Source organism: Paenibacillus profundus (assembly GCF_021369635.1).
In the GTDB taxonomy this organism is placed as follows: domain Bacteria; phylum Bacillota; class Bacilli; order Paenibacillales; family Paenibacillaceae; genus Paenibacillus_B; species Paenibacillus_B profundus.
Genome location: NZ_JAJNBZ010000002.1, coordinates 402,346 through 426,249, shown reverse-complemented (window position 1 = coordinate 426,249; position 23,904 = coordinate 402,346). Strand labels below are relative to the sequence as shown.

At 51.9% G+C, this 23,904-nt stretch carries 20 protein-coding genes; 3 read left to right on the top strand and 17 right to left on the bottom strand.

From position 1 onward, the window contains the following. Positions 1-4: 4 nt before the first annotated feature. Genes LQV63_RS04825 through LQV63_RS04815 form a run of 3 tightly spaced genes read right to left on the bottom strand, consistent with a single transcriptional unit; the run spans position 5 to position 3,029 of the window. Complete coding sequence (locus LQV63_RS04825; protein ID WP_233695855.1) at positions 5-1,309, bottom strand: ABC transporter permease; 1,305 nt, start codon at positions 1,307-1,309, stop codon at positions 5-7. Continuing rightward, positions 1,309-2,007 carry an ABC transporter ATP-binding protein gene (locus tag LQV63_RS04820; RefSeq protein ID WP_019420355.1) on the bottom strand — a complete coding sequence of 233 codons (699 nt, stop codon included), beginning with the start codon at positions 2,005-2,007 and terminating at the stop codon, positions 1,309-1,311. The genes LQV63_RS04825 and LQV63_RS04820 overlap by 1 nt, the downstream gene beginning before the upstream one ends. Positions 2,008-2,033: 26 nt before the next feature. Continuing rightward, on the bottom strand, positions 2,034-3,029 hold the full coding sequence (locus tag LQV63_RS04815; RefSeq protein ID WP_019420354.1) for an NAD(P)H-quinone oxidoreductase: 996 nt from the start codon (positions 3,027-3,029) through the stop codon (positions 2,034-2,036). A gap of 151 nt (positions 3,030-3,180) precedes the next feature. Here LQV63_RS04815 and LQV63_RS04810 point away from each other — a divergent pair, with 151 nt between their 5' ends. Next, positions 3,181-3,654, top strand: coding sequence for a MarR family winged helix-turn-helix transcriptional regulator (locus LQV63_RS04810; RefSeq protein WP_019420353.1), 474 nt, complete (start codon positions 3,181-3,183; stop codon positions 3,652-3,654). 105 nt (positions 3,655-3,759) lie between these two features. On the opposite strand, the gene LQV63_RS04805 is transcribed toward LQV63_RS04810, so the two are convergent. The 5 genes from LQV63_RS04805 to LQV63_RS04785 all read right to left on the bottom strand — a co-directional run bounded on the left by LQV63_RS04805 (position 3,760) and on the right by LQV63_RS04785 (position 9,455). Next, positions 3,760-5,310 carry an MDR family MFS transporter gene (locus LQV63_RS04805; protein WP_019420352.1) on the bottom strand — a complete coding sequence of 517 codons (1,551 nt, stop codon included), beginning with the start codon at positions 5,308-5,310 and terminating at the stop codon, positions 3,760-3,762. A 99-nt stretch (positions 5,311-5,409) separates the two neighbouring features. Continuing rightward, positions 5,410-7,050 (bottom strand): ABC transporter ATP-binding protein, encoded by a 1,641-nt coding sequence (locus LQV63_RS04800; protein WP_233695854.1) that lies wholly within the window; start codon positions 7,048-7,050, stop codon positions 5,410-5,412. 15 nt (positions 7,051-7,065) lie between these two features. Further along, the gene (locus LQV63_RS04795) at positions 7,066-7,611 is read right to left on the bottom strand and encodes an ECF transporter S component (protein WP_051004477.1); all 546 of its coding nucleotides are present in this window, start codon (positions 7,609-7,611) and stop codon (positions 7,066-7,068) included. Positions 7,612-7,806: 195 nt separating this feature from the next. Beyond that, entirely contained in the window at positions 7,807-8,544 is a 738-nt protein-coding gene (locus tag LQV63_RS04790) for an energy-coupling factor transporter transmembrane component T family protein (protein ID WP_233695852.1), read from the bottom strand. Further along, positions 8,526-9,455, bottom strand: coding sequence for a TetR/AcrR family transcriptional regulator (locus tag LQV63_RS04785; protein ID WP_019420348.1), 930 nt, complete (start codon positions 9,453-9,455; stop codon positions 8,526-8,528). The genes LQV63_RS04790 and LQV63_RS04785 overlap by 19 nt, the downstream gene beginning before the upstream one ends. A gap of 313 nt (positions 9,456-9,768) precedes the next feature. Between LQV63_RS04785 and LQV63_RS04780 the strand changes: the two genes are divergently transcribed. Continuing rightward, positions 9,769-11,406 (top strand): MDR family MFS transporter, encoded by a 1,638-nt coding sequence (locus tag LQV63_RS04780; RefSeq protein ID WP_233695851.1) that lies wholly within the window; start codon positions 9,769-9,771, stop codon positions 11,404-11,406. Positions 11,407-11,603: 197 nt separating this feature from the next. On the opposite strand, the gene LQV63_RS04775 is transcribed toward LQV63_RS04780, so the two are convergent. The 6 genes from LQV63_RS04775 to LQV63_RS04750 all read right to left on the bottom strand — a co-directional run bounded on the left by LQV63_RS04775 (position 11,604) and on the right by LQV63_RS04750 (position 17,608). Continuing rightward, on the bottom strand, positions 11,604-11,888 hold the full coding sequence (locus LQV63_RS04775) for a WGxxGxxG family protein (RefSeq protein WP_233695850.1): 285 nt from the start codon (positions 11,886-11,888) through the stop codon (positions 11,604-11,606). Between the two features lie 139 nt (positions 11,889-12,027). Next, positions 12,028-12,324: a spore coat protein gene (locus LQV63_RS04770; RefSeq protein ID WP_019420345.1), complete on the bottom strand. Its 297-nt coding sequence runs from the start codon at positions 12,322-12,324 to the stop codon at positions 12,028-12,030. A gap of 13 nt (positions 12,325-12,337) precedes the next feature. After that, positions 12,338-12,544: a hypothetical protein gene (locus LQV63_RS04765; RefSeq protein ID WP_019420344.1), complete on the bottom strand. Its 207-nt coding sequence runs from the start codon at positions 12,542-12,544 to the stop codon at positions 12,338-12,340. Between the two features lie 164 nt (positions 12,545-12,708). Further along, a complete protein-coding gene (locus LQV63_RS04760) occupies positions 12,709-13,800 on the bottom strand; it encodes a cohesin domain-containing protein (RefSeq protein ID WP_233695849.1) in 1,092 nt (363 codons plus the stop codon). A 249-nt stretch (positions 13,801-14,049) separates the two neighbouring features. Next, on the bottom strand, positions 14,050-15,900 hold the full coding sequence (gene asnB / locus LQV63_RS04755; RefSeq protein ID WP_233695848.1) for an asparagine synthase (glutamine-hydrolyzing): 1,851 nt from the start codon (positions 15,898-15,900) through the stop codon (positions 14,050-14,052). 151 nt (positions 15,901-16,051) lie between these two features. Further along, positions 16,052-17,608, bottom strand: coding sequence for a cobyrinate a,c-diamide synthase (locus LQV63_RS04750; protein WP_233695847.1), 1,557 nt, complete (start codon positions 17,606-17,608; stop codon positions 16,052-16,054). 174 nt (positions 17,609-17,782) lie between these two features. On the opposite strand from LQV63_RS04750, the gene LQV63_RS04745 reads away from it, so the two are divergent. Beyond that, positions 17,783-18,811, top strand: a complete 1,029-nt coding sequence (locus LQV63_RS04745; protein WP_233695846.1) for an alpha/beta hydrolase — start codon at positions 17,783-17,785, stop codon at positions 18,809-18,811. 403 nt (positions 18,812-19,214) lie between these two features. On the opposite strand, the gene LQV63_RS04740 is transcribed toward LQV63_RS04745, so the two are convergent. From LQV63_RS04740 to LQV63_RS04730, 3 genes are all read right to left on the bottom strand, one after another. After that, entirely contained in the window at positions 19,215-20,951 is a 1,737-nt protein-coding gene (locus tag LQV63_RS04740; protein WP_233695845.1) for a DUF4091 domain-containing protein, read from the bottom strand. 26 nt (positions 20,952-20,977) lie between these two features. Next, positions 20,978-21,820 carry an alkaline phosphatase family protein gene (locus LQV63_RS04735; protein ID WP_233695844.1) on the bottom strand — a complete coding sequence of 281 codons (843 nt, stop codon included), beginning with the start codon at positions 21,818-21,820 and terminating at the stop codon, positions 20,978-20,980. Between the two features lie 171 nt (positions 21,821-21,991). Further along, positions 21,992-23,734, bottom strand: coding sequence for a glycoside hydrolase family 35 protein (locus tag LQV63_RS04730; protein WP_233695843.1), 1,743 nt, complete (start codon positions 23,732-23,734; stop codon positions 21,992-21,994). Positions 23,735-23,904: the final 170 nt, after the last annotated feature.

Genomic DNA, 23,904 nt, shown 5'->3' with positions numbered 1-23,904 from the left:
CCCATTATTGCCCTGCCATATCTTCCGCGGCATCTGCCTGCTTGCGCTTCTCTTTCCAACCAGTCATCAGTATGACAATACTGCCGATATACGCAGCGGCCAGCCCTCCGAATGCCGCCAAGCCGATGCTTAGGAGAGGCGTCGTCATAACTAAGCCCCCTGCGAGCGCCCACAGAGCGCCAGGAACTGCACAGAGCACCATTACCATATGCTGCGCTGCTTTATGCAGCTGCTCGGAACGGAATGAGAACATGGCAGGAACATCGCCTTCAATGAACTCTCGCCAGTACATGCTAAGCCAATAACTGAGGATGACGTACAATACAGGCACAATAATGAGAAAGAGCCCGAACTGGGATGCAACGAACGATGCTCCAAGGCCAACCATGGTGAGTTGAATATAGAAAGTCAGATGAGATCTGCTGCGCAGCAAAGATTTGACGGCAATTGCGCCGATTTGCTGGCTGCCATTTTTTCGCTTCATAAAATATCCGGATCTCGGGAATAGGAGTGGGCGCTTGCGTTTGCTCCGCGTCGGTTTCTCTACGCTTCGGGACAGCAGCAACGCTGTCAAGCGCAGCTTTATTTCCCCTTCTACCTCGACATCCCGGTCAAACGTGTGCCGCGCATGGATGCGCCATAGAAAGAGTGGAGTCGCAAGCACTGCCAGTATTGCCGCCCAACCAATACAGATCAGATAATGGAGTTGCAGCACATACAATGTGAATCCGAATGCTGCAATAGACAGTATACCGACGATAAGCGATATCCCCCATCTTCGCCAACCGCCATATGCAATATGGACACGATTGCGCAGCAATGCAGTCAAGACAGACAATACACTGACGGCGAGGCCGAAGCCAAGCAGCAGAGTAACGGGCAAGCCATACCCGCGAACGAGCCATGGAGAGACGAGAAGCAGCGCGAAGCCGGTAACCAGCACACTGCGAATGATGTACCCGAGCAAGCCGAATAGTACCAACCGTTTCCACCATGTCGATTTTTGACGCAAAAATAAGATGTCTCCCCCTTCCGCCCAAGTATGCATCATCCCCATAATGACAGGCAAAATACAGGGCAGAAGAAACAGGATGTACGGCCCAGCAATCCATGAGGCAGGCAGCGGATCCGTCCACCAATCATAGTAGAACTTGAGCCCGAGCAGCAATAGCGGGATGACGATATACAGCCACACCGTCCAATCCAATACGGTGCGCAGCGCCTTCCATTGGTAGACGGCATTCGTCTTCAAGCGCCGCGAAGCCAGTGTCCATGGTTCCATCGCTGTGATAGATCGCTGCTTCGCCATCAGGTCAACGCCTCAAAGCAATCGAATAAAGTGCCCTCAGGCAATCCGCACGCCTGCCGCACCTCTTCAAATGTTCCACGGGCAACAATGCGCCCTTGGTGAATGAGCACGAAGGAATCGCACACGCGTTCGGCTGTATCCAACACGTGCGTGCTCATCAGCACACCTGCCCCGCGCTGTCGTTCCTTGTCGAGCATGCGGAGAAAACGTCGGGTGGCGCGCGGATCCAATCCGACGAACGGCTCGTCCACTATATAGAGAGAAGGACGCAGCAGGAAGGCGATAATAAGCATTAGCTTCTGCTGCATTCCTTTGGAGAAGCTGGTCGGCAGATGATGCTTCTGCTCCGTCATCTGGAACTCCAGCAACAACTCCTCTGCCCGTGCTTCGAACTCGTCACGCGGCATCTCATGCGCTGCCGCAGCCAGTTCCAAATGCTCCCACAATGTCATGGAATCATATAGCACCGGCTGTTCCGGAACGTAAGCGTAGGTCCCCTTGCCGTCGCCAATTCGTACGCTTCCTTGCACATCACGCATAATTCCTAATATCGACTTGATCGTGGTGCTCTTCCCCGCACCGTTCGGTCCGATTAAGCCCACCAATTGGCCGGCCTCGACCTGAAACGTAATATCATGAATTTTTGATTCACCTTTATCGTAACCCGCTGATTGAATATGTGTATCCAGTACAATCAAGAGGAATTTCCCCTTTCAGTTGTGCCTCAAGGCACGATTAGAACTAATTTCCCTACATTTTCATTACGTTCCATACGCCCATGTGCTTCATTTATTTGATCCGGCTGCCATACGGAATCCACGACAGGCATACACTGCCCCGCTTCGAACCGCGGCATCGCGAAGGAAACAAAATCAGCCGTCAACCGGGCCTTGCGTTCAAGCGGCAGCCCGCGGAGCGTGCTGCCAATAATCTGGAGCCGACGCAGCATGACAGACATAAAATCCACCTCAACCTTGGAACCGCCCAGCGTGCCTATTAGCACGAGACGACCGTCCATCGCCATGCATTGAAGGTGGTCCTTCCAATACGGAGCAAGGACCGGATCGAGCACCAAATGTACACCTGCTTGCCCCGTCCATTGTAACACAGACTCGGCAAGCGGCTCCTTGCGGTAATTCACTGCAAGCTCGGCACCGAGCTGCTTGATTACTCCGCACTTCTCCTCCGATCCGGCCGTGGCGGCCACACGCGCACCGGCAGCATGGGCAAGCTGAATCGCCGCCGTTCCTACTCCGCTTGCGCCGGCATGGATAAGCACGGACTCCCCTGCTTGCAGACGGCCAAGTTGAAATACATTCAAAAATGCGGTCAAATAAGCTTCAGGCATTGCGGCCGCCTGTTCCAGCGTCATGTTATCGGGAACGCGCATCGCCATATTCGAAGGAATGGCCGCGTATTGGGCGTAGCCACCTCCCGGCAGCAGCGCGCACACCCGATCGCCTATGTTCCAACCGGTGACGCCTTCTCCGATTGCTTCAACGGTACCTGACATCTCCAGCCCCAATATGGGCGAAGCCCCTGCCGGAACCGGATATTTCCCGCGCTTCTGCAGCAGATCTGCCCGGTTCAACGCCGTTGCGTAGATGCGGACAAGCAGCTCTCCGGACTTCAATGCGGGCTTGTTCCACAATCCCCAATACAGCTTCTGTTCTTCCCCTACTCGACAAGCGATCATTTCAGCGTGTTCATCATTCTTCAATCGTTCCGCCTCCTTTTTACGTTATTGAACGAATTTAAACATTTTAAAATTTTTTTGTTCTTTCTTTCACAAATGTGATAAATGATATTTTAGTCATGTTCGCTTCCGTTATACGATTATTACGCAACTACTAGTATAAGGTGGGATTCGAATGTCTGAGCGAATCGATCGCGAGACCGAAACATCGCTACATCTGTTCCGCGTCTTTTCCAAGGCTTTCAAGAGTGTCGCAGACCATTCCGCCGCGGGATGTAAAGTGGAAGGGTTCAACCCTACTGATTTTGCTGTATTAGAAATGCTTCATCATAAAGGACCTCAGCCTATACAACAAATCGGGGCAAAGCTTCTTCTGCAAAGTGGTAACGTCACCTACGTCATCGACAAGCTGGAGCGCAACGGCCTGCTTCGCAGACATCCTTGCGCCAAAGATCGCCGTGTCATTTTTGCGGAGCTTACCGATATGGGACACGAAGAGATGAATGCCATATTCCCTAAGCAAGCGCAGACGCTGCGGCGCGCCATGAGTGGTCTGACCTTGGAAGAGAAGGAACAAGCCATTTCTTTGCTTAAAAAATTAGGTATACAAGCGGAGAAATTGAGTCTCGTCACGAAGAAAGGCTCTTAATTGACGAAGAAACGGCAAATGAATAAGCGTATTCGCCGTTTCTTCTTCTTTATACGGACAGCATCCAGTTCATTCCGCAGCCTCACAGCGATGCGGATGCATTCATTACGAAGCGGAATGGCTTGCCGAACCTGCAGTATTACCTGCTTGGTTGGTACCTTGGCCAGTCTTTGACTTCGGCATCAGCAGTGTACACCCGAAGCAGATGACCGCGATCGCAGCCATAACGGCAAATACATTAGATAGCCCCGTTTCCAAAAAACCACGTAAAATGTTCATCATATCCGGCGCCAATTGGCTTGCACTCTCGGGGTTCAACAAATTGTTCAAATCATCGCTTGTAATCTGCGAAGAAATTTCCGGTCCCGCCGTGCTGACTAACGAGGCAATGCGGGCATTCAGGAACGTTCCGAAGGCGGCAATACCGAGCGTCTGACCCAACGTTCTCACGAACGTATTCAGCGCCGTCGATGCCCCGCGCATGTTCCATTCCACGGAAGATTGGACAATGATCGTAAAGACGGTTATCGAGAAGCCGAAGCCAAGACCCGATATCGCCATCAACGCAACGATAACCCACACCGATGTCGCCCCGGTAATCATTGCCAGCCATATGGAACCAATGACGATGAAGGTCATCCCTATGGAAGAGGTCAAGCGCGCTCCGCTCTTAATGAGCATCCGCCCCCCAATAATCGAACCGATGAGCCAACCGATCGACATCGGCGTCAAGGACAGGCCTGAGCTTGTCGCATTTTCACCCAGCACCCCTTGAATCCATAGCGGCAAATACGAGTTGATCCCGATGAGAACGCTGCTAATCAAAAATCCGACCAAGTTCGATACGCCGATGTCTCGAATGCGAAACAGCTGAAATGGCACCATTGGTTCCGGCGCTTTGATTTCAATAAAGTAGAACATGACGAGAAAGACAGCTGCGATCCCGAGCAATAGCACCATCCATGGAGAGTTCCAAGCAATGCTCTGCCCCCCGGTAATAATTGCGAACAAGAAGGCCGTCATGCCAATCGTGAACGTGGCAGCCCCTGCGTAGTCCACCGGTTTGTCCTTCCGTTCCACCTTTTCTTTGAAGCAGACGATAATCATCCAGACGGATACGATGCCAAAAGGAACATTAAAGAAAAATATCCAATGCCAGGACAGAGAGTCGACGAAAAATCCTCCGACAAGCGGACCTACTAGTCCCGCAATCCCCCATATGGAGCTAAACAGCCCTTGGATCTTAGCTCGCTCTTCAAACGTGTAAATGTCGGCCACAATCGTGAACGTGACCGGGAGTACGGCGCCAGCGCCTATCCCTTGAATCGCACGAAATATGACCATCTGCGTCATGTTCATCGACAATCCGCATAACATGGAACCTGCGACGAACAAGGCGGAGCCGAAAATAAAAAGCTTCTTGCGTCCATATAAGTCAGCCAACTTACCGAACAGCGGCGTCGATACGGCCGTCGTCAGCAAATAGGCGGCATATATCCAACTGATCAGCTGCATACCGCCCAAGTCAGATACGATCTTCGGCATGGCGGTACTAACGACCGTCACTTCAATAGCTGCAAGAAATGTGGACAGCAGCAGCGCCAGGGTTACCAGCTTGCGGCTGCGACCGGCTTGCATGGTAGCTGTGTTCATCATGATTGTCCTCCCCTTTCCATCTGTAAAATGTATTTTTAAAATGTAACAAGATCGGGCCGCTAAACGGCATTTTCACTGTATTTAGTACATGCTTCGTGATCAAAAGGGGGCTTTTTGAACAACCTCTGTAAGCCTTCCTTCATCCATATATGCCTGACGCATACTCGAATGCCGAACCTGATCCCACATCTGGTCATGCGTAGCCACGATAAGCGCTCGCCCCTGCTCCGCTTGCGCGAGGCACCAATCCCGTACCGCCTCGGCATGGCGGGCATCGAGCGCTGCGGTCGGTTCATCCAGCAATAAGATAGGCGGATCGTGAATGACGGCCAAGGTGAGACTTAAGAGACGCTTCGCGCCGGTAGGCAGATCATGCGGGTGAAGGTGCCGGACCGAACTTAAATCGTTATGCTCGAGCCAGGTTTCCACCTGCTTATCGAGAGCTTGGCTTGTCATGAGGCCGTTATCTGCATCATTGCACGAACGACCGCTGCGCTGCGCCATCAGAACGGCATCACGTATTTCTTCCTCCACCGTATCAGCGAACAATCCGTTCTCCGGATGTTGGGCGACAAAACCGATGCGCCCTGCAAGATCATAAGTGGACCATTGTGAGAATGGGCGCCCCTCGAGCATCACCGTACCGCTCGTATACCCGGCCTTAGACGGCATCCCTCCCGTTAGTATGCGGAAAAGAGTCGATTTCCCTGAACCATTCAGACCGTGCAGGATAACGCATTGCCCTTGCAAAAGTTGAAAGCTGATACTGTGCAGCGCATAGTCACGCGACGAGCGCGAATGGGCTCCGAGGCGGTAGCGGAAGTCGAGCTCACACACTTGAAGTAACGCCCCGGCCGTGTCTGAAGGACATGCGGATTTCGTTGTACACTTAGGTGCTGCACAATCAGATACCAGATTACCCTGCAGCTGGATCGGAACAGCTCCAGAGGGAAGCACTCCTGCCTTGCGGCACAGGCTGACAAGGTTGGGACAAGCGAAGTCATCCTCCGTTACCGACTTCTCAGTCTGTCCGTTCCTCAATCCTTCTGCCAGATGACCGTCGAAGGCAATGCGTCCATCGTGCAGAAGAAGAAGCTGGGCATCATCTAACCAGTTCCAGTCCATCTCATCCAACCGTGACACGGCTAGAATGAGCGTGCGCCCTGCTTGATGCCAGGCTTGCAGCGATTTATCCAGCTGCCGGCGAGCCGGCGCGTCCATATGGCTCCACGCATCATCCATAATGAGAATGTCGGGTTCCAGTGTCAAAACCGAAGCGACTGCCGTCCGCTGCTTCTCCCCTCCGGACAGCTGATGCACCTGCCGATGGCGCAGGGAAGTAAGGCTAGCTCTGCGTAATTGCTCTTCTACCCGCTTGCCAATGACATCGCGCGGCAGGCCCAAATTTTCAGGCGCAAAGGCAAGCTCGTCTTCCACCGTCCCGATAACGAACTGCTCATCTGCCTCCTGCAGAACGAAGCCGACAAGCGGGGATGAATCGCCGTGTGCCGCTGCTGAATTAATCGTTCCGCGCACCGTTCCTTCATATGGCTGCATCGCGCCGGCAAGCAGCTTGCATAGCGTTGTCTTGCCGCTGCCGTTGCCACCGGCGATAAGTGTGACACTGCCGCGTAAAATGCGGAAGCTGCATTCTTCGAGCGCTGGCTCGTTCTCTCCTAAATAGGTAAAGGCCACGCGTTCGGCACGCATGACCTCATCCAGGCTTAACGATTGCCCCATCAGATCGTCTTCCTCCTATCCCTGATGTTCCCGATAGTCACGGCCGAGCGCAAAGGGGCGAACCGCCCGCGTCGGCGCCAAGCGGTCGCCGATTACTTTCGTAAGCGCGCCGCAGAGCAGCATGCCGCTCAGACAGCGGATAAGTAACGTAACGATGAGCACCCATGACTCGTACTGTATGTACCCGAACATGAAGGCGGACACGACGAACCAGAGCGGCACCGCGGCGGTACCGACAAATAACATGGCGCCCCAATTATAATGACGATAGTGAAACAAATAAAAAATCGGCTCGATCACGATTGCATAACAGGCGGCCGCCGCAATAGCCGACCAAGCCCCGTATGCAGTGCCGACGAGAATTTGGATACAAGCGCCAAGCGCATAGGTCATTAGCGCCGCACCCGGTTTGCGAATGATATACATCGCAAGCAGACCGTAAATCATGTATAAGCCGACAAGCGATGACGTGAGCATGGGACCGCCCATAGAATGAAGCAGCTTGTTCACCCATGACAATCCGCTTGTGAGCACGCCATTAGCCGCGGCCAAGAGCGCCATCAGCACCCATTCGGACAACGTTAACGAACGCAAGGAGAAGCGTTCAGCGGGTCTATGTTGCACGAGTATAATTCCTCCATTTCCTTGACAACGTTAACTCTGGAATATCCTGTTTTAACGTTACAAGCCTTATGAAGGAATTGCAAGTAATAATGTTGCGTGGCTAGGGCTGAATGGAACGAGTCTTCCTCTGCCCTAGCCGAACAAGCATGTCGCGGCCGCCGCCACTACGGAGGCGGCCGCGACACCGATTCCAGCAGGCGCAAAGCGCAGCCTGCGCCAGTGCGTGCGCGTGGCGACCGCGCCGAACCGCTTCACTTCCATCGCGGTCGCCACCTCCTGCACGTGGCGGAGCGCATTCGCCGCCACGGTTACCCCGTAGCGGCGAGCAATGCCTAGCCGCTCGCCGAGCCCGCGCGGAGGCGCTAGCTGACGCATGCGCTGCGCGTGGCGAATACGTGCCGCTTCCTCCGTAAGAAGCGGCACGAAGCGCAGCGCAATGGCGACCGCGAACGCAAAGCGGTCTGGCAGCCGCATATGATGCGACAGCGCCACGACCACATCACGCGGCGCTGTCGTTGACGCGTACAGCAGCGATGACAGGAACAGCGTCATCGCTCGGAGCGTCAGCGTCAGCGAATCCCGGTACGCTTCCGCCGTCAAGACGAGCCCGCCTGCGCGCAGCCACGGCGTCTCCCCGGGCAGGACGAGCCATTGAAACAGAAAGAGAGGAAGGCCGAAGCCTAATAGCCAGAGCAGGGTCTTGCCCCATCGGCCGAGTGACCAATCTGCGCCAGACAGGCCGATCGCAAGCACTGCTCCGAACCAAGCGGATTGCCACGACAAGTTCAAGGTGACAATCGCGGCAAGTCCGGTGCTCAGGAGCCATATCCCTTTCGTTATCGGGTCCAAGTTCAGCAGCCACGTACGCACGAGTTGCCTTCACCTTCACCCCAACGCGGAGATTGTAATGTGACGAGCACTTGCTTCGCCGCCTGCTGTATCGATTCTTCCGGCAGTGAACCGAGAAACAACGCCATTGCGCGCGCATTGACTCCACCTGCATTGCCCCGCAGCACCTCGGATTCCAAGGTGGAATATGCCTGCTCCGCTTCCTCTCGCTGCTTGACACCGCAAGGGCTTTGCAGCACCGCATCCTTCAGCTCCCACACTCGCTGCAGCAAATGCTGCTGCTCGTCTGACAGGCCGATTTTCCCTGCCCGGATATAGTCGTTCATCATGCTGAGCGTCAGGACAGGTTCCGCCTTCTTCTTCACCAACGCTTCCGCCGTCGCATCCAGCACGTTAATAATAAAATGATTCACTTTGCCAAAGTCCACATTTTTCCGATCGAAAGCCGCATAATTCATGAACTCGAAGGTCATACCACTAATGATTGTCGCGAGGTCGATCCAATATGGCTCTGTCTCTTTCCCGTATACTTCGGCAGCAACTTGGCGGAAAGCAAAGAACCGTTTGGCCCGGAACTCGAACACCATGTCGCGAATTTCCCGTTTCTGATGCAAGTGCGATTCTTTCCGCTGCATCGTCAGGAACAGCTTGAAACGCCTAAATTGCTCAAGCGAAACACGAATCAACTTCTCCAATTTCTCACGCGGAGGCAAACTCTCAGTCAACGTGTGGCGAAGCATCTCATACATCAATTGATGATAATGGTCGAAAATCGTAATCAACAGTTCTTCTTTTGAACGAAAAAACGAATACACGGATCCTTTGGCAATGCCAATCCGATCCGCAATTTCCTGAATCGAGGTATTATGATAGCCCTTCTCCGCGAATAACGCGAGTGCGGTCTCCATAATCTGGCTCTTCTTATCTTCCATGTCGCGTCCTCCATGCCTAATTGACCGGACATCATTGAGCATTTGACCGTTACGTCAATGACTGCCAAGTCAAGGAGGCAATCATTTAATAAGCTAACCATACCACACATGGATATATGAGTGAAATATTTTAGAAACAAAACATTTGACTTTCGGGTCAACCGGAATTATAGTATCAACATGTCATTTGGTTGACCGGAAAGTCAGCTGTGAAATGGATGCGGATAATTACGATTTATCGCAAGTTATCACTCATAGGTACACAACGGCTGCAGAGGAAAAAACATACTGAACGAAAGCAAGGTGATTGCGAATGACGATGACGAATGACCCCACCCGGTCTCGTCGCAACATGGTTTTATTCGGTCTTATTATGGGGATGTTCTTCAGTTCCCTTGAGCAAACGATTGTCGGTACGGCAATGCCGACCATCATTAAGGATTTAAACGGGTTTTCCATATTTGCATGGGTTACGACAGCGTATATGATCTGTTCCACTGCTGTTATTCCTCTGGCCGGCAAGCTGGCCGACTTATTCGGAAGCCGCTTTATTTATTTGATCGGCTGGCTTATCTTCGTCGTCGGTTCTGGGCTATGTGCGACAGCCACCACCATGGAGCAATTAATCATTTATCGAGCCATACAAGGGATCGGCGGCGGGATGCTGATGCCAATGTCGCAGACGATCATCGGCATGATGTTCACTCCGGAGCAGCGCGCGAAGTGGCAAGGCATCTTCGGGGCGATATTCGGTCTTAGTTCCGTGATCGGGCCGTTCTTTGGCGGATTTATCGTAGATAATATTAGTTGGCATTGGATTTTCTTAATTAATGTTCCATTCGGATTATTATCGACCATCCTTATCTTTATCGGGATGAAGTCCGTGGATGCTCCGCGGGACAAGAGCAAGAAAGTGGCCATCGACTGGTTAGGTATTTTCACACTCATTCCAGGTATCGTGCTGCTTCTGCTCGGGTTGTCTTTGAATCACGATAAATATGGTTGGACTTCGGCAACGAGCATACTTACCTTTGCCGGCGCGCTGCTGCTGTTCGTTCTATTCGTCTTCGTGGAACGTCGGGCGCAAGAACCGATTATCGAGATGTCCCTGTTCAAGAGCCGCGTATTCAATGTATCCGTCGCACTCGGCTTTCTGGTCGGTCTCGGCATGTTCGGCGCCATCATGTTCGTGCCGATGTTCATGCAGGGCGTGCTCGGCGTGACACCGACGCAGGCCGGTTCCACAATGACACCGATGATGATTGCGCTCATTATTGCCAGCGTCCTCGGCGGCCGCCTCGTATTGCGCATGCCTTATCGTTCGGTAATGGCCGCGGGGATGCTCATCACTTCCATTGGCTTCCTGCTGATGAGCACGATGGGCGTCCATACGACGCAGATTACCGCTTATAGCTTCATGATGGTGCTCGGCTTCGGGATGGGGCTTGTAATGCCGATTATAACGATTGTCGTCCAAAATGCGTTCCCGCGTGAAAAATTGGGCACCGTTACCTCAGCGACGACCTTCTTCCGCTCTATCGGGAGCACAATTGGAGCGACGCTGTTCAATGTCATCATGAATGCGGTCATCGCAACCAACATAGCCAAAGCCAAGGCGAGCGCTGATGCGATGACGCAGACTGTGCTGGATAAGACCGGCACCGACTCGAATACGCTGTATCAAATGCTCATTAACAGCGAACAAATTCCGCTTCCTGCAGAAGCAAAAACGAACCTGTTGGATACCGTCAAGGAAGCGTGGTCTTCCTCCTTCTCCACCGTGTTCCTGACCGGATTAGGATTTATCGTGCTCGGCATCTTCGTATCGCTGCTTATCGGCAACGGCCGTATCTCCCGTGACGGGATGGACAAGAAACGCAGACAGGGAGCCGATGACGAGTCAACAGTGGATGGACATTCCCATCCTCAGGCGTCCGCTTCCAACTCATGATGGAAAAACGGTCACCCTCACAATAAAGTCACACGTAAGTTCTTCTCAGCCGCTCCTTCGGGGGCGGCTTTTTAATGAAAAGTATTGGAGACGGCGCAGACATAAAAGATGCACCCCAAGGATATAATGATGTCTCATGTGGGTGCATCTTGCATTTCATATTTACTTTAGAACAGCTAAATATCGAAATTTACAGCTTATGAACGTTGACCGGAATATTCATCGTTTCTTTTACGCAGCCCTGCTAAGCCAACTAGTCCAAGCAGACCGAGCCAACCATAATTGTTTCCTCTGTTGCCATTTACAGCGTTAGTTCTGACGTTGCTTGTGTTGTAATTGCCAGTCGTGTTGGTGTTGTAACCATTATTCGCGTTGGTGTTCATACCGCCATCGTAACTGGAACCATCTACTGCAAAGGCTGGTACGGCGAGAACCATAGAAATGGATGCCATTATCAGAATAGCTGATAATCGTTTTTTCAATTCATTCACCTCCGGTTAGTAATGTTATATCAGTTGTAAGATTCCCATGTAATCCGATCCTTATACGAAACAGTCACGCTTTAAGGTATATTAAAAAGCACCCGTATCTCATGGGTGCTTTGGACTGGGTACGAGTATGTTATTGCTGAAGTCCCAATGCAGCATTGGCGCTTTGCATGTCGATTTGCAACTGTTCATTCACATTGTACGGATGGTAATATCCCTTATTCATCATATAGTTGGTAAGCTTTTCATGACAGGTGATGGCTGTATCTAAATGCGACTTTAATACAGTGCGCACTTCAGGCGTAGCTGACTCGGTAATGGCAACGGCCAGGTCCTTTATGCCGGACTTTGAAGCCAATAACATATCTGTTGCAATTACTTGATCGGATAATGTGCTCATACCCGTCATGTTTTGAACGATTGGATTCATAGAGACACCTCCTTTAAATATAATTTGCTCGCGACAATAGAGCTTGATAATCCTGAATTGCTTTGGCGGAGTTTTGGACATCTTCTTGCATTAATCCCTGCAACTCTTGACATGACACCAACCCCATCATTGTTTTGGTTTTTGTCATGCAAACATTTTTAAAGTTCAAAAGTTCATGCACTTCCAACATTTCGTGCGTACCTAGTTGTCTGTTGTTCATAGCTACACCTCCTTGGCAATCAAGGATTATTTTGTGGAGTACAGTCGCTGATTATTCAGCGGCATCCGTAGGTGTTCGCTTCCAACTCATATGTCGGAAAATGAGAAGAAGCCGCAGGCCGTTTTCACAATTTCTTTCGAAAACAACTTGCAGCTTCCTTATTGTTAGGATTTCACATTATAATGGGGATTCGATAAAATCGATTTGACGAGTTGGGTTAAATCAACTTCTCCAACCGTTCCTTGACCGCCGACCACATTTTGAAGATTTTGCGGTAATTTGGCTTTGTCATCTTCATAATAATAGGCAAGCACGCCTAAATGCTTCAGACTGAATTCTGAACTGCCGACGACCGTAAAGGTTCGTCCTCCTAAATTACCTGATAGCAGGTCGATTTCCCGCGTTCCATTATCTGCAATCTTTGCCTGCACGGCTTGAATCTTCCCGTCTCCCAATCCAATCGCTCTAAACTTCAAATTAACGAGCTTACTTTTTCCGTGAATCCCGTTATATTTCCCTTTGCTCGCCGTAATGAGCCGCAACAACGCGCCTGTGTCGCTTTGATGCGCTAGCATTAATTTATTGTCGACTGCAACCTCTTCCAGGCGGAAGCGTGTTTTGTCATATTGTATCGTAAAGTCTTCCGCATAAATGTAGTTCACATTATCGAGTGAAATCTGAACGTCGAACGTCTGATTCAAATATACTGCATAGGTAACCGATGTAACGCTCAGCTTAGGGCTGTTGATGGCATCTGGATTATATGGCTTTAACTGACTTCCCTGCTGAAGGTCAATCGCTGTCAGCAATATATGCTTGTTGCTTTGATTGTTAACGAATTCAATCGTATGCTCGCCATACTCAAGCCCACTGAGTTCATATGCCAGTCTTGAATTATAATAATCATATGGAATATCTTGCAATGATAATTTACCGTTAATTTTGCCGTCAACGATAACTGAAATATTGTCCGAAGTGTCTACATATCCATAATTTTGCGTAATGATTCGGAATGATGTGCCTTCAAAATTAAACTTGAATGAAGCATCCTTATTGGTGCTATGTTTTGCGACATTCCCAACCCACCAATTTCCTTCATAGGTTATTTCGGGTGACGTATACGAATATCGATCCCAGCCCTTTTCCGGATAATTAAGCGGCTCCCCTATTTTAGCAGCTCCAAACACAGTCGTTACAGAAAACACAAAAATGAGTACCAAGGCAAACAAAGACGCGGGAACTATTTTTTTGTACATACGCGATGACCTCCATATCAATATTTAATAGGTTCACCTAGTACTTTAATATAGATTTTCAGCATTTCCCAAACATTACTTTCTATATATGGCAATATGGGTATTATTTAACATGTATAATTGTCGATATTTGCATGAACAAGCGAAAAAGCACCTCTCCTATGGAGAAGTGCTAATCTTGTCGACAACCCGAATTCATGCAAAAAACAAGAATGGCGGGTATCCGTCTCATTACTCTATAATTCGATGCTACTGCTTTCTCATATATGTCCGGTACCACAGACCGAACACATACAATACCCAAATTTTACGCGAGTAGTCTCCTTGACCGTTCTTATGCCGGCGGAACATATCCTCGACCGACGTCAGGTTAATGATGTGATCGATGCCGCTGGAAGACAACTCTTCCCACATAATGTTCGCGCGCTCTGTACGCAGCCAATCCCGCATTGGAACCGGGAAGCCGAGCTTCGGACGATGCAGGACCGAATCCGGAATGATGCCTTCCATCGCTTTGCGCAACGCGTACTTCGTCGTCCCTTCCGCAATGCGGTGTTGAGCCGGGATGCGGCGGGCGATATCGAATACTTTGCGGTCCAGGAACGGCACGCGCAGTTCGAGCGAATGAGCCATCGTCAGCTTGTCCGCTTTCATTAGAATATCTCCTGGCATCCACAGGTTCATATCGATATACTGCATGCGGGACACCGGATCAAGGTGCCGCGTCCGGTCATAATATTGACGTGCAATATCGAACGGCTTCGTGAAGGATGACATTTCGTCTGCGCTTGCCCGCAACAGCTCTGTCTTCGCATCATCCGTCATAATGTTCGCATTGCCTAAGAAACGCTCCTCAAGCGGAGTCGTTCCGCGCAGCAAATAATTTTTCCCGTAGAACGAGAACGGAACGGAACGCACAATACGGTTCATCACGCGCTGCATACCTTCCGGCATCCATGACAAGTAACGCAATGAATGCGGTTCACGGTAGATGCGGTATCCCCCGAACAGCTCATCGGCCCCTTCGCCCGACAGTACCACGGTGACATGCTCCTTAGCTAGGCGCGCCACCTCGTATAATGCGATCGCAGAAGGATCAGCTACCGGCTCATCCAAATGCCAGATGGCACGCGGCACCGCATCGAAATACATCTCCTGCGTAATTATGCGGTCATAATGCTCCGTGTCTATCTGTCTGGCCGTATCACGTGCAATGATCGTCTCATCGTTCGGACCTTCAAATCCGACGCTAAATGTTTTAATCGGTTCGATGGAGCGCATCAAAGTCGACGTAATGGTCGAGTCGATACCACTAGAGAGGAAGCAGCCGCGCTGTACTTCGCTATGCAGATGATGCTCCACAGAGTCGCGCATAACATCGCGGATTTCCTCGATAATTTGCGTCAGCGGACGCTCCACCGGCTCGAACATCGGGTCCCAGTACTTCTCAATGACCGGCTTGCCACCGAACGGAATCGTAATGCAGTGTGCGGGCGGCAGCTTGTGAATACCCGCATACATCGTTTCAGGATCAGGCACATATTGAAACGTCAAATAATTATACAAGCCGTTCATATTCACTTGACGCGGTACACCCGGTACGGCCAAGAGGCTCTTAATCTCCGAACCGAAGACGAACATCTCTTCGTTCATGAAATAATAGACCGGCTTGATACCGAAATGGTCGCGCGCAATGAATAGCTCCTGCTTGTTGCGGTCCCAGATCGCAAACCCGAACATGCCGCGCAGGTGATTCACGCACTTGGAGCCGTGCTCTTCATATAGGTGAAGAATAACTTCCGTATCGGTATGTGTCTTGAACTGGTGGCCGCGTTGAATCAAATCTTCGCGCAGTTCCAAATAGTTATAAATCTCACCGTTGAATATAATCCATACCGAGTCGTCCTCGTTGCTGAGCGGCTGTGCCCCAACGGCAACGTCAATAATGGATAGACGGCGAAATCCGAGACCGACGCGATCGCCGATCCACAGCTTTGCATCATCCGGTCCGCGATGATGAATTAAATCCATCATGCTGCGGACGATATGTTCAGAAGGTTGTTGATCATGAAAATGATATATACCGGCAATGCCACACATCTGTTCCAAATCCTTTCGCTTATCAGCATAACGTAACGTTCATTGTCTAAGTATTTAATAGAGGTTGTTTACCACACTAGTATGAAGCTTGTGAATTCTTATTCATGAACAGTGGAAGACCCCGCATGCGCGGGGCTCGTCCTAGGATACATTATAAACGTTTTTGACGAAATGCGACACAGGCTTGCGCCCAATTTGTCACAATGGCGGAATTCGACCCGAAGTGGATGTGCGTATAGCCGGCCACGAGTTGAAGTCGATCCTGATACACCGCTCCTTCGGGCCGCTCTCCGGCCAATCCGCGGGAACGGTATGCCGGAGGGAGCGCTTGCGCCTCCTCCACGTGAACTGTCGAATAATGGAACTCATGTCCGCGCGCCATCTGCTCCATTGGCAGCAGGAAATTACCTGCCTCCCCTGTCACTTCACGGTAACCGAGTGCAGCCAGCTTCGTTCCCATGCGCGTCTCGCCTGGGAGGATGCCGATGAGCGGATAGACGCTTCCATCCGTTAACACAAGCCGCTCGGTCAGAAGCATATAACCCCCGCATTCAGCAAATGTCGGTGTTCCTGCCTCAATAACTTGGCGGATGGAAGCCAATGCGCGGCTGCACTTCGCTAATTCCGGCGCGAACGCTTCTGGGAAGCCGCCGCCAATATACAAGCCGTCGACACCATCCGGTACCGGCTCATCTGCCAGCGGCGAGAAGCGGACAAGCTCGAAGCCGCACGCTTCGAGCAGCTCCATATTGTCCGGATAGTAGAAGTGAAATGCCGCGTCATAAGCAAGCGCCAAACGCAGCGGCTCCTGAGTGACGCCGAGCTCTTGCCCTGCCTCTCGTACGGAAGAGAAGCTGCTCTGCTTGCTCGGAATATCGTTGCTATCCGCTGCGCCTAAGCTCAAGTCGTCCATGTTCCGCAACGGCGCTGACTCTGCGATCCGAACGATCTCATTCAGATCCGTATGCGCTTCGACTGCATCAGCCATACGCTCGAACAGTGAGTCAAGCGTTCCCCGTTCGATGGCTGGCACCAACCCCAGATGTCGTTCTGGAACGGCCAGCCCTGTATCACGCAGCACAAAGCCGATCAGCGGCACGCCGCATGCGGACTCAATTGCTTCGCGGAGCAGCTTGCCATGCCTCTCACTGCCGACGTTGTTAGCGATCACTCCGGCAATGCGAACCTCCGCATCGAAATGTTGAAAGCCAGCTACCATAGCAGCAGCGCTTCTAGCCATGCCCGAAGCATCAATGACGAGCAGCACCGGACAATCCATCTGCTTCGCAACGGAAGCAGAGCTTCCCTCGTCGGAGTCTGCTCTACGTCCGTCATACAATCCCATGACGCCTTCCATAATGGCAATGTCCGCTCCGTTCGCTCTCCGGACGAAGATGTCACGCATGCCATCTGGACCGCACATCCAACTGTCAAGATTGCGCGACGGTACGCCTGTCACTGCAGTATGATAAGTGGGGTCAATGTAATCAGGGCCGCACTTGAATGGCTGCACCTTCCAGCCATTGCGAGTTAGCGCCCTCATAATGCCGAGTGTAACGGTCGTCTTGCCGACGCCGCTCCCCGTTCCAGCGATAAGCAGCCTGCGTGCCGGACTTGGCCAATTCACCACCGTCCCCCCCACACTGCCCTTTCGTTCACATGCACTGCGTTCTTCCTGAATTACATGCTCTTCCGAATTCAATGTCATCCCCCGTTTTCATTCCTTATGTTCTCATTGTACAAAAACTGAACATCTTCGCCAACCTGCACCATGTTGTACGTGAGTAGAATGCAGTCGAATGACAAGTGTAAATTGGGATGAAATTGCACACCCTAATAGATACAAGAAGACAAGACTACGTAGACTAAGGAGAGGATTGACATGTGGATTCCGATAGCAGGCGGCATCATTCTGTTCATCCTGTTGTCCATCTGGATAATTCCGCATTTTGCCGTTTTTCAGATGACGCGGATGAAGAGCTCCACCTATGAGCAATGCCTCGATTTGCTTGAACAGCATAAGGTGTTCCGTAAGAAGCAGTATGACGATTGCGATAAAGAGGAGCTGTTCATCCGCAGCCATGATGGCTTAGCGCTGCACGGGTATTATATCGAATCATTTCCTGCATCCAAACGTGTCATCATCATCGTGCACGGCTATACGTCGGCACTGACCTGGTCCGCCCAATTCATGGCGATGTTCTTCAAGCTGGGCTTTAACGTTCTGCTCGTAGATCAGCGCCGTCACGGCCAGAGCGAGGGGCAGTATACCACCTTCGGATTTAATGAAAAAAAAGACGTGCAGGCATGGGTAGATTGGGTCATCGCCCGTAAAGGGGAAGACTGCGCAATCGGTCTGCACGGCCAGTCGCTGGGCGGCGGAACCGTACTCGAGTATGCCGCCATGCACCGTCCACAGGTCCGGTTCATTATTGCGGATTGCCCGTATTCGGACTTAACGGAGCTAATCCATCATCAGGTCACGAAGCTCAATCATATGCCCGCCTGGCCGATTATGCCGCTCATCAATCGCTTGTTAAAGCGCAAAGCCGGATTCGAGCTTGAGGACGTAAGCCCCATCCGCGTCATGAAGACATGCAGACTGCCGATTATGTTCATTCATGGCAGCAAGGATATTTTCGTTCCGACCTACATGAGTGCCGACCTGTACAACGCAAAGCCCGAACCGAAAGCGTTCATGCTGGTGAATGGGGCCACACATGGTGTTTCCTATTGCATAGATAAAGAACGGTATGAAGCTAATGTTACGGACTTTGTCCTGCAAGTGGTTGGAAAACCTCAATCAGAGGAATTGGAGCAGCCAGCTTCCGCGAGAATGCCAGTATGCGATACACTACCGGAGCAGTTGGCCCCTAATGAAGGGAGTTCGGTCTTGCAGGGTGCCACGTAAGTGATTGCAGCCATGCAGACTACATCATGAGAAAACCTCTATCGAATAGCAAAGCATGACTCTGCAATATTAACGAAAAGATCCGTTCGTGCAATGATATGATGCGAACAGAGCGATTCGATTCATCGGCCCCTTTGTTCCATTCTCCCCTTTCTTCAGAAGGTGGCATGTCCAATGATAATTATAGTTAACTCCCATTAACTTACATCATATCAGCCGCTTCATGCAATGGTATCTATTCGAAGCTGCATACTCCTTGCCCTTAACGTTATCCTGCCTGATTATATGAGAGAATGGACATAAGGACTATTGAACGGAAGCCCGTCAATCTGTTCTCGTTTTAAAAGAAAAGGGGCTGACCCTTGGTCTGTGTGACCATTGGAACAGCCTCTCCATTTATAATTTATACTCGCTCTGTTACACCGAGAAGCAGTTCGTCATAGTCTGCCGCGCTCAAGCTATACATCGCCTCTGCATGTGCACGGCGGTCGGGATCGCAATCTGCAATCTGCTTATAGCGGAATACGCGTGTCAAGGCCGCCTTAACCCGTTCGCCTTCGCCCTGCTCCTTCAGCAGCTGCATGAGCTCGAAATCGCGGATGCCGCGCTGCAGCCATTTGTAGCGCAGCGACAAGAGCGGCTTGCCGAGCGGACCCGGATAGACGAAGTTCGTATCCCCGGCTTTCCAAATCTCTGAGCGGTATGCTAACTTCTCGAGAGGATGATCCGGCCATACGGTATAATTCCAGCGCAGGAAGCCGTCCAGCCCAAGCTGCTCAACATACCACGCGACGAGTCGGCTCTCCAGCGCCGGGGAGCCAAGGAACGTGTTCGGGCGGTCCGGACTACAGCAGACGTAGTACAACAGCGTTCCGTCAATCGACGGGCGCTGCTCCATCAGCCGCTCATGCTCCTTCACGACACAGTAGAAGCTCGGCACGTAATCGGACACGCCTTCCATTCCTTTTTCCACGAACTCGACGTGATTGATGGCGACTTTATACTTGAAGGCCGGCGCCGCCTGGCGCAGCCAAGAGAGCTTCTCATTGAAGAGGTCGTAATCCGCCGGTTCGTCCGCCAAAATCCGCACTCGCTCCACCCGTCCCGTAGCCGTAAAGTGAGCCTCCAGCGCTTGAACGTAGGCGCGCAGTTCGCTCTCCCCGCGCATGAAGCGGTATGTGCTGCTCGCTTCGTCATAGTAACGGACACGAATCGCATCTGATACGCCTTCGACCAGCGCACCATATCCTGCATGCGTGTCCTGCCAAATGTTCAAAAGGCCGAACACTTCGATTTCACGAGTTATGCCGTGCTGCTCGCCGAGCTCGATATAGCGTTCCAAGGCGGAGAAATCGTAACGGAACGCCCCATCCGCCGCCTTCTGCACGGATACGATGCTGTATTCGAACAAGTCCGACGGGTCCCGGTCGTTATGGGACATTTGCCCAGACCATGGAACTTCGGAGACGACGACCGTGACGGATTTCTGCCCCAGTTGACCCATACTTTCTAAATAAGCATCCAATACGGCAAAATGCTCTGCTGTCCAGAGGCCGGTGTTATATTTCCGTGCGATATTCGAGCTATGCTGCCACAAATCCAGATAGAAGCGGTAATCCTTCGCTTCAGGAAGTGTCTCTTCCGCCACGATCCATTCAAACGTGCACTCGCCGACACACTGCTCATCCTCGAACATTTGATGAGTGAACAGGCGGACACGGCCATGGTACGTTCCTGCCCTCATCGACTCTCCCGCTGGAAGTTCCACCCATACCGGCTGCACTTGGCGCGCTTCCACCCGTATATGTGAATCTTCAAGCAGCAGATCTGCCTTCGGCGTTCCGTCGTCGTCCCGCATGAATCCGATCAGCTTCACGTCCGGATGAACAGATGCTCCTGCAATGGCAACCTCCACGCGAGCAATGTTCAGCGCTCCACCCTTCCAGAACAGCGTATCGGCATTCTTCGCGAGCAGGAACGGCTCGTCGCTCGATACCAATACTTGAAACGCTGCGCTATCCCGCTTGCAGCTGACAACGCGCTGATGCCGCTTCTTCGCGAGTGTCGTATACCGATTCCATTCATTGTAGCTGCGCACTTCCTTGTGGAACATATCTGTTACGCCTACATACATCGTCATACCGTGTATCCCCCCTTTTTTACCGATTACAGAATGACTTCACGTACGAACAAATCCTCTGGCAACCGTGCATCCCAAGCTGCCGGAATCGGCAATCCGAGCGCCGTCGCCACGACAGCTGCCGTGTCTTTGAACGTCAAGCCGTCCAGGCGGGCTGAACGGTTCACCCCCGGACCCGCGCAACCCCAAAATATCGTCTGATCCATCGGATGGTCGCTGCCGTGACCTGTCGCCACCGCCCCGCCGCCACCATGATCCGTGACGAACAGAATGAGGCTGTCTTCCAGCCATCCTCTTGCTTCAATCGCGTTCAGCACTTGACCGAACATCTCATCCGCTGCCCCGATCGACTCCACGTGCTCTGCAGTACAGTAACCATAACGGTGTCCTGCGGCATCTGGCAGGTCAATCGCGAAATAGAAAATATCGATATCATCAACTTCGCGCAAATATTGGATTGCGAGTCGCGTCAGCTCTTCATCATTGGCAGAAGCTTTATAAATGTCCAGGCCGTCCTCCACAAGTCCGAAGTTAATCGGCACCCATGCCGTGAACGAGGCCAGCTTCATCGTGGCATCCGCTTCCCGCGCGACGCGGAAGAACGACGGATAAGGAGAATTCTGCGGAAACGGGGTTTCCGCCACAATATCGTTGTTGACGCCGTGCCGATCCGGTGTCACCCCATGCAGCATCGAACCCCAGCATTGGGCGCTAATCGTCGGCAATTCCGTCTGTGCGTGCTGCGTCATGACACCCGCTTGCTTAATAATACGGTCCATATTCGGGGTGGAGGCTTCCTCGTTCCAATTGCCTGCCCCGTCCATGCCGAGAATAAATACGCGTGTGGCGATACGTGTGCGCTTACTCATTCAAGTTCTCCCCTTATGTTGAAAAATGGCTTTCGGATTGAAACAGTATCAGCAGCATCCGACATTTCGTACACAGACAACCGTCGCAAAGACAACTGTAGTAAAGGCAATCAAGGGATGCCCGCAGGAAACAGGCACCCCCTTCGCATTCATTTTTCGTCCGCCCCGGCCTTACAAGGAAGGCTCCGCTTCGAAGCGAAGCTGATTTCCCGCTGCGTGCAATTCAAACACGACGATGTCGTTGCCGCCCTTGCGCAATATCGGCGCAGGCACGAACAGCGTCTGCTGGGGCCCCACTTCCCAATAACGGCCCAGGTTGAAGCCGTTGATGAAGACGACGCCTTTCTTCCATCCGTCGAGACGCAGGAACGTATCTTTCGGCGTCCCCTCAATCGTCAGCGTTGCTTCATAGAAACCCGGCTGCTCGCCTTCCAGCTCTGAAGCCGGCGCATCGAAGCGCAGGCCGTCGAGCGTTTCCAGCTCCAGATTGCGCACTTCCCAGTGGAACAGGAATTGCCCATTCAAGCGTACGCCGTGCGTGATGCCTTTGCGGTCATACAGCTCTGGACCGTAGTTGACCCGGCCCATATTTTCCACGAGAATGTCGAGCTGCGCGCCGCCTTCCGGAATGACGACCGGAATGGACTTCGGATCCCAACGCTCGACGACACCGACCAGCTTCCGATCCAGGAAGACAAGGGCGCGGTCGCGCACGTCTTGAATCGTCAGGCGGCTCTCCGGACGAGGCCCCGAAATACGCGTGGAGTACATAATAAAGCCGTAGTTCTGCCCGTATTTCTCCATCGGTTCTGGACATACACTTGTCTTCGCATCGGCCATCGAAGCGAGTGTGTCGAACAAGCTGACACGTCGTGACACCTGTACAGCGCCATAATCCGCTTTAGGCGTATTCGCCGGCAATTCACCTTCCGGAAGCTCCGCGTACTTCCCAATCACTTCACGGAACGCATAATACTTCGGCGTAAGATCGCCTGCTTCGCTAATTGCCACGTCATAGTCATAGCTCGTGACGGTCGGCTCGTACTTGCCACCGTGGTTCGCCCCGTTCCAGAAGCCGAAGTTCGTTCCGCCATGCGCCATGTAGAAGTTGACCGATGCCCCGATGCGCAGCATGTCGTCCAGCACATTGGATGCGTCTTCGATATTGCGGGTGTGATGCTGCTCGAACCAATGGTCGAACCAGCCGTTCCAATATTCCATGCACATGAGCGGCGCATCCTGTTGATATTCCTTCAGCTTATCGAAGGCTTCCTCCACGCGGGAGCCGAAGTTGACTGTCGCCAGCACGCCTTCCGCCATGCCGCCTTGCAGCATATCGTCCTGTGGTCCGTCGGAGGTGAACAGCAGCACGTCTACACCGCGCTCGATAAGCATCTGGCGCAGTGACTGCAAGTAGGCATGGTCATTCCCGTAGCTGCCGTATTCGTTCTCGATTTGCACCGCGATAATCGGACCGCCTTGCGTAGCGAGCAGCGGCGTAAGTTGAGGAAGGAGCGCATCATAATAAGCGGCTACTTTGTCCAAATAACGCGGATCGCTGCAGCGGAGACGCATCTCGTCCTTCAAGAGCCAAGCCGGCAGACCGCCGAATTCCCATTCCGCGCAGATGTACGGGCTTGGACGAACAATGACATACAGTCCCACTCTCTCAGCGACACGAACGAACTCGGCTACATCCGCCATCCCTTCGAAATTGAACTGTCCTTCCCGCGGCTCGTGCATGTTCCACGCAATGTACGTCTCCACACAATTGCAGCCGAGCGCCTTCAGCTTAAGCAGCCGATCTTCCCAATACTCCGGCACGATACGATAATAATGAACGGCGCCCGAGATAAGTTGAGTTGGCTTGCCCTCTACAAAAAACTGCTTGCCTTGGTACGAAAGCGTTGTCATGAATCTCTCTCCTTCATCTGTATCATTATGTTCCTACATAGTCGTAAGGAAGAAATAAAGAACTTTTCCATTGTATCTCCATGATAGCGTTTTTTTCGAGATTGAACATGCATTTTATTTACCTCTATATGCACAAATGTTGCAAAAAATAACCTGCATCACTCAAAAGT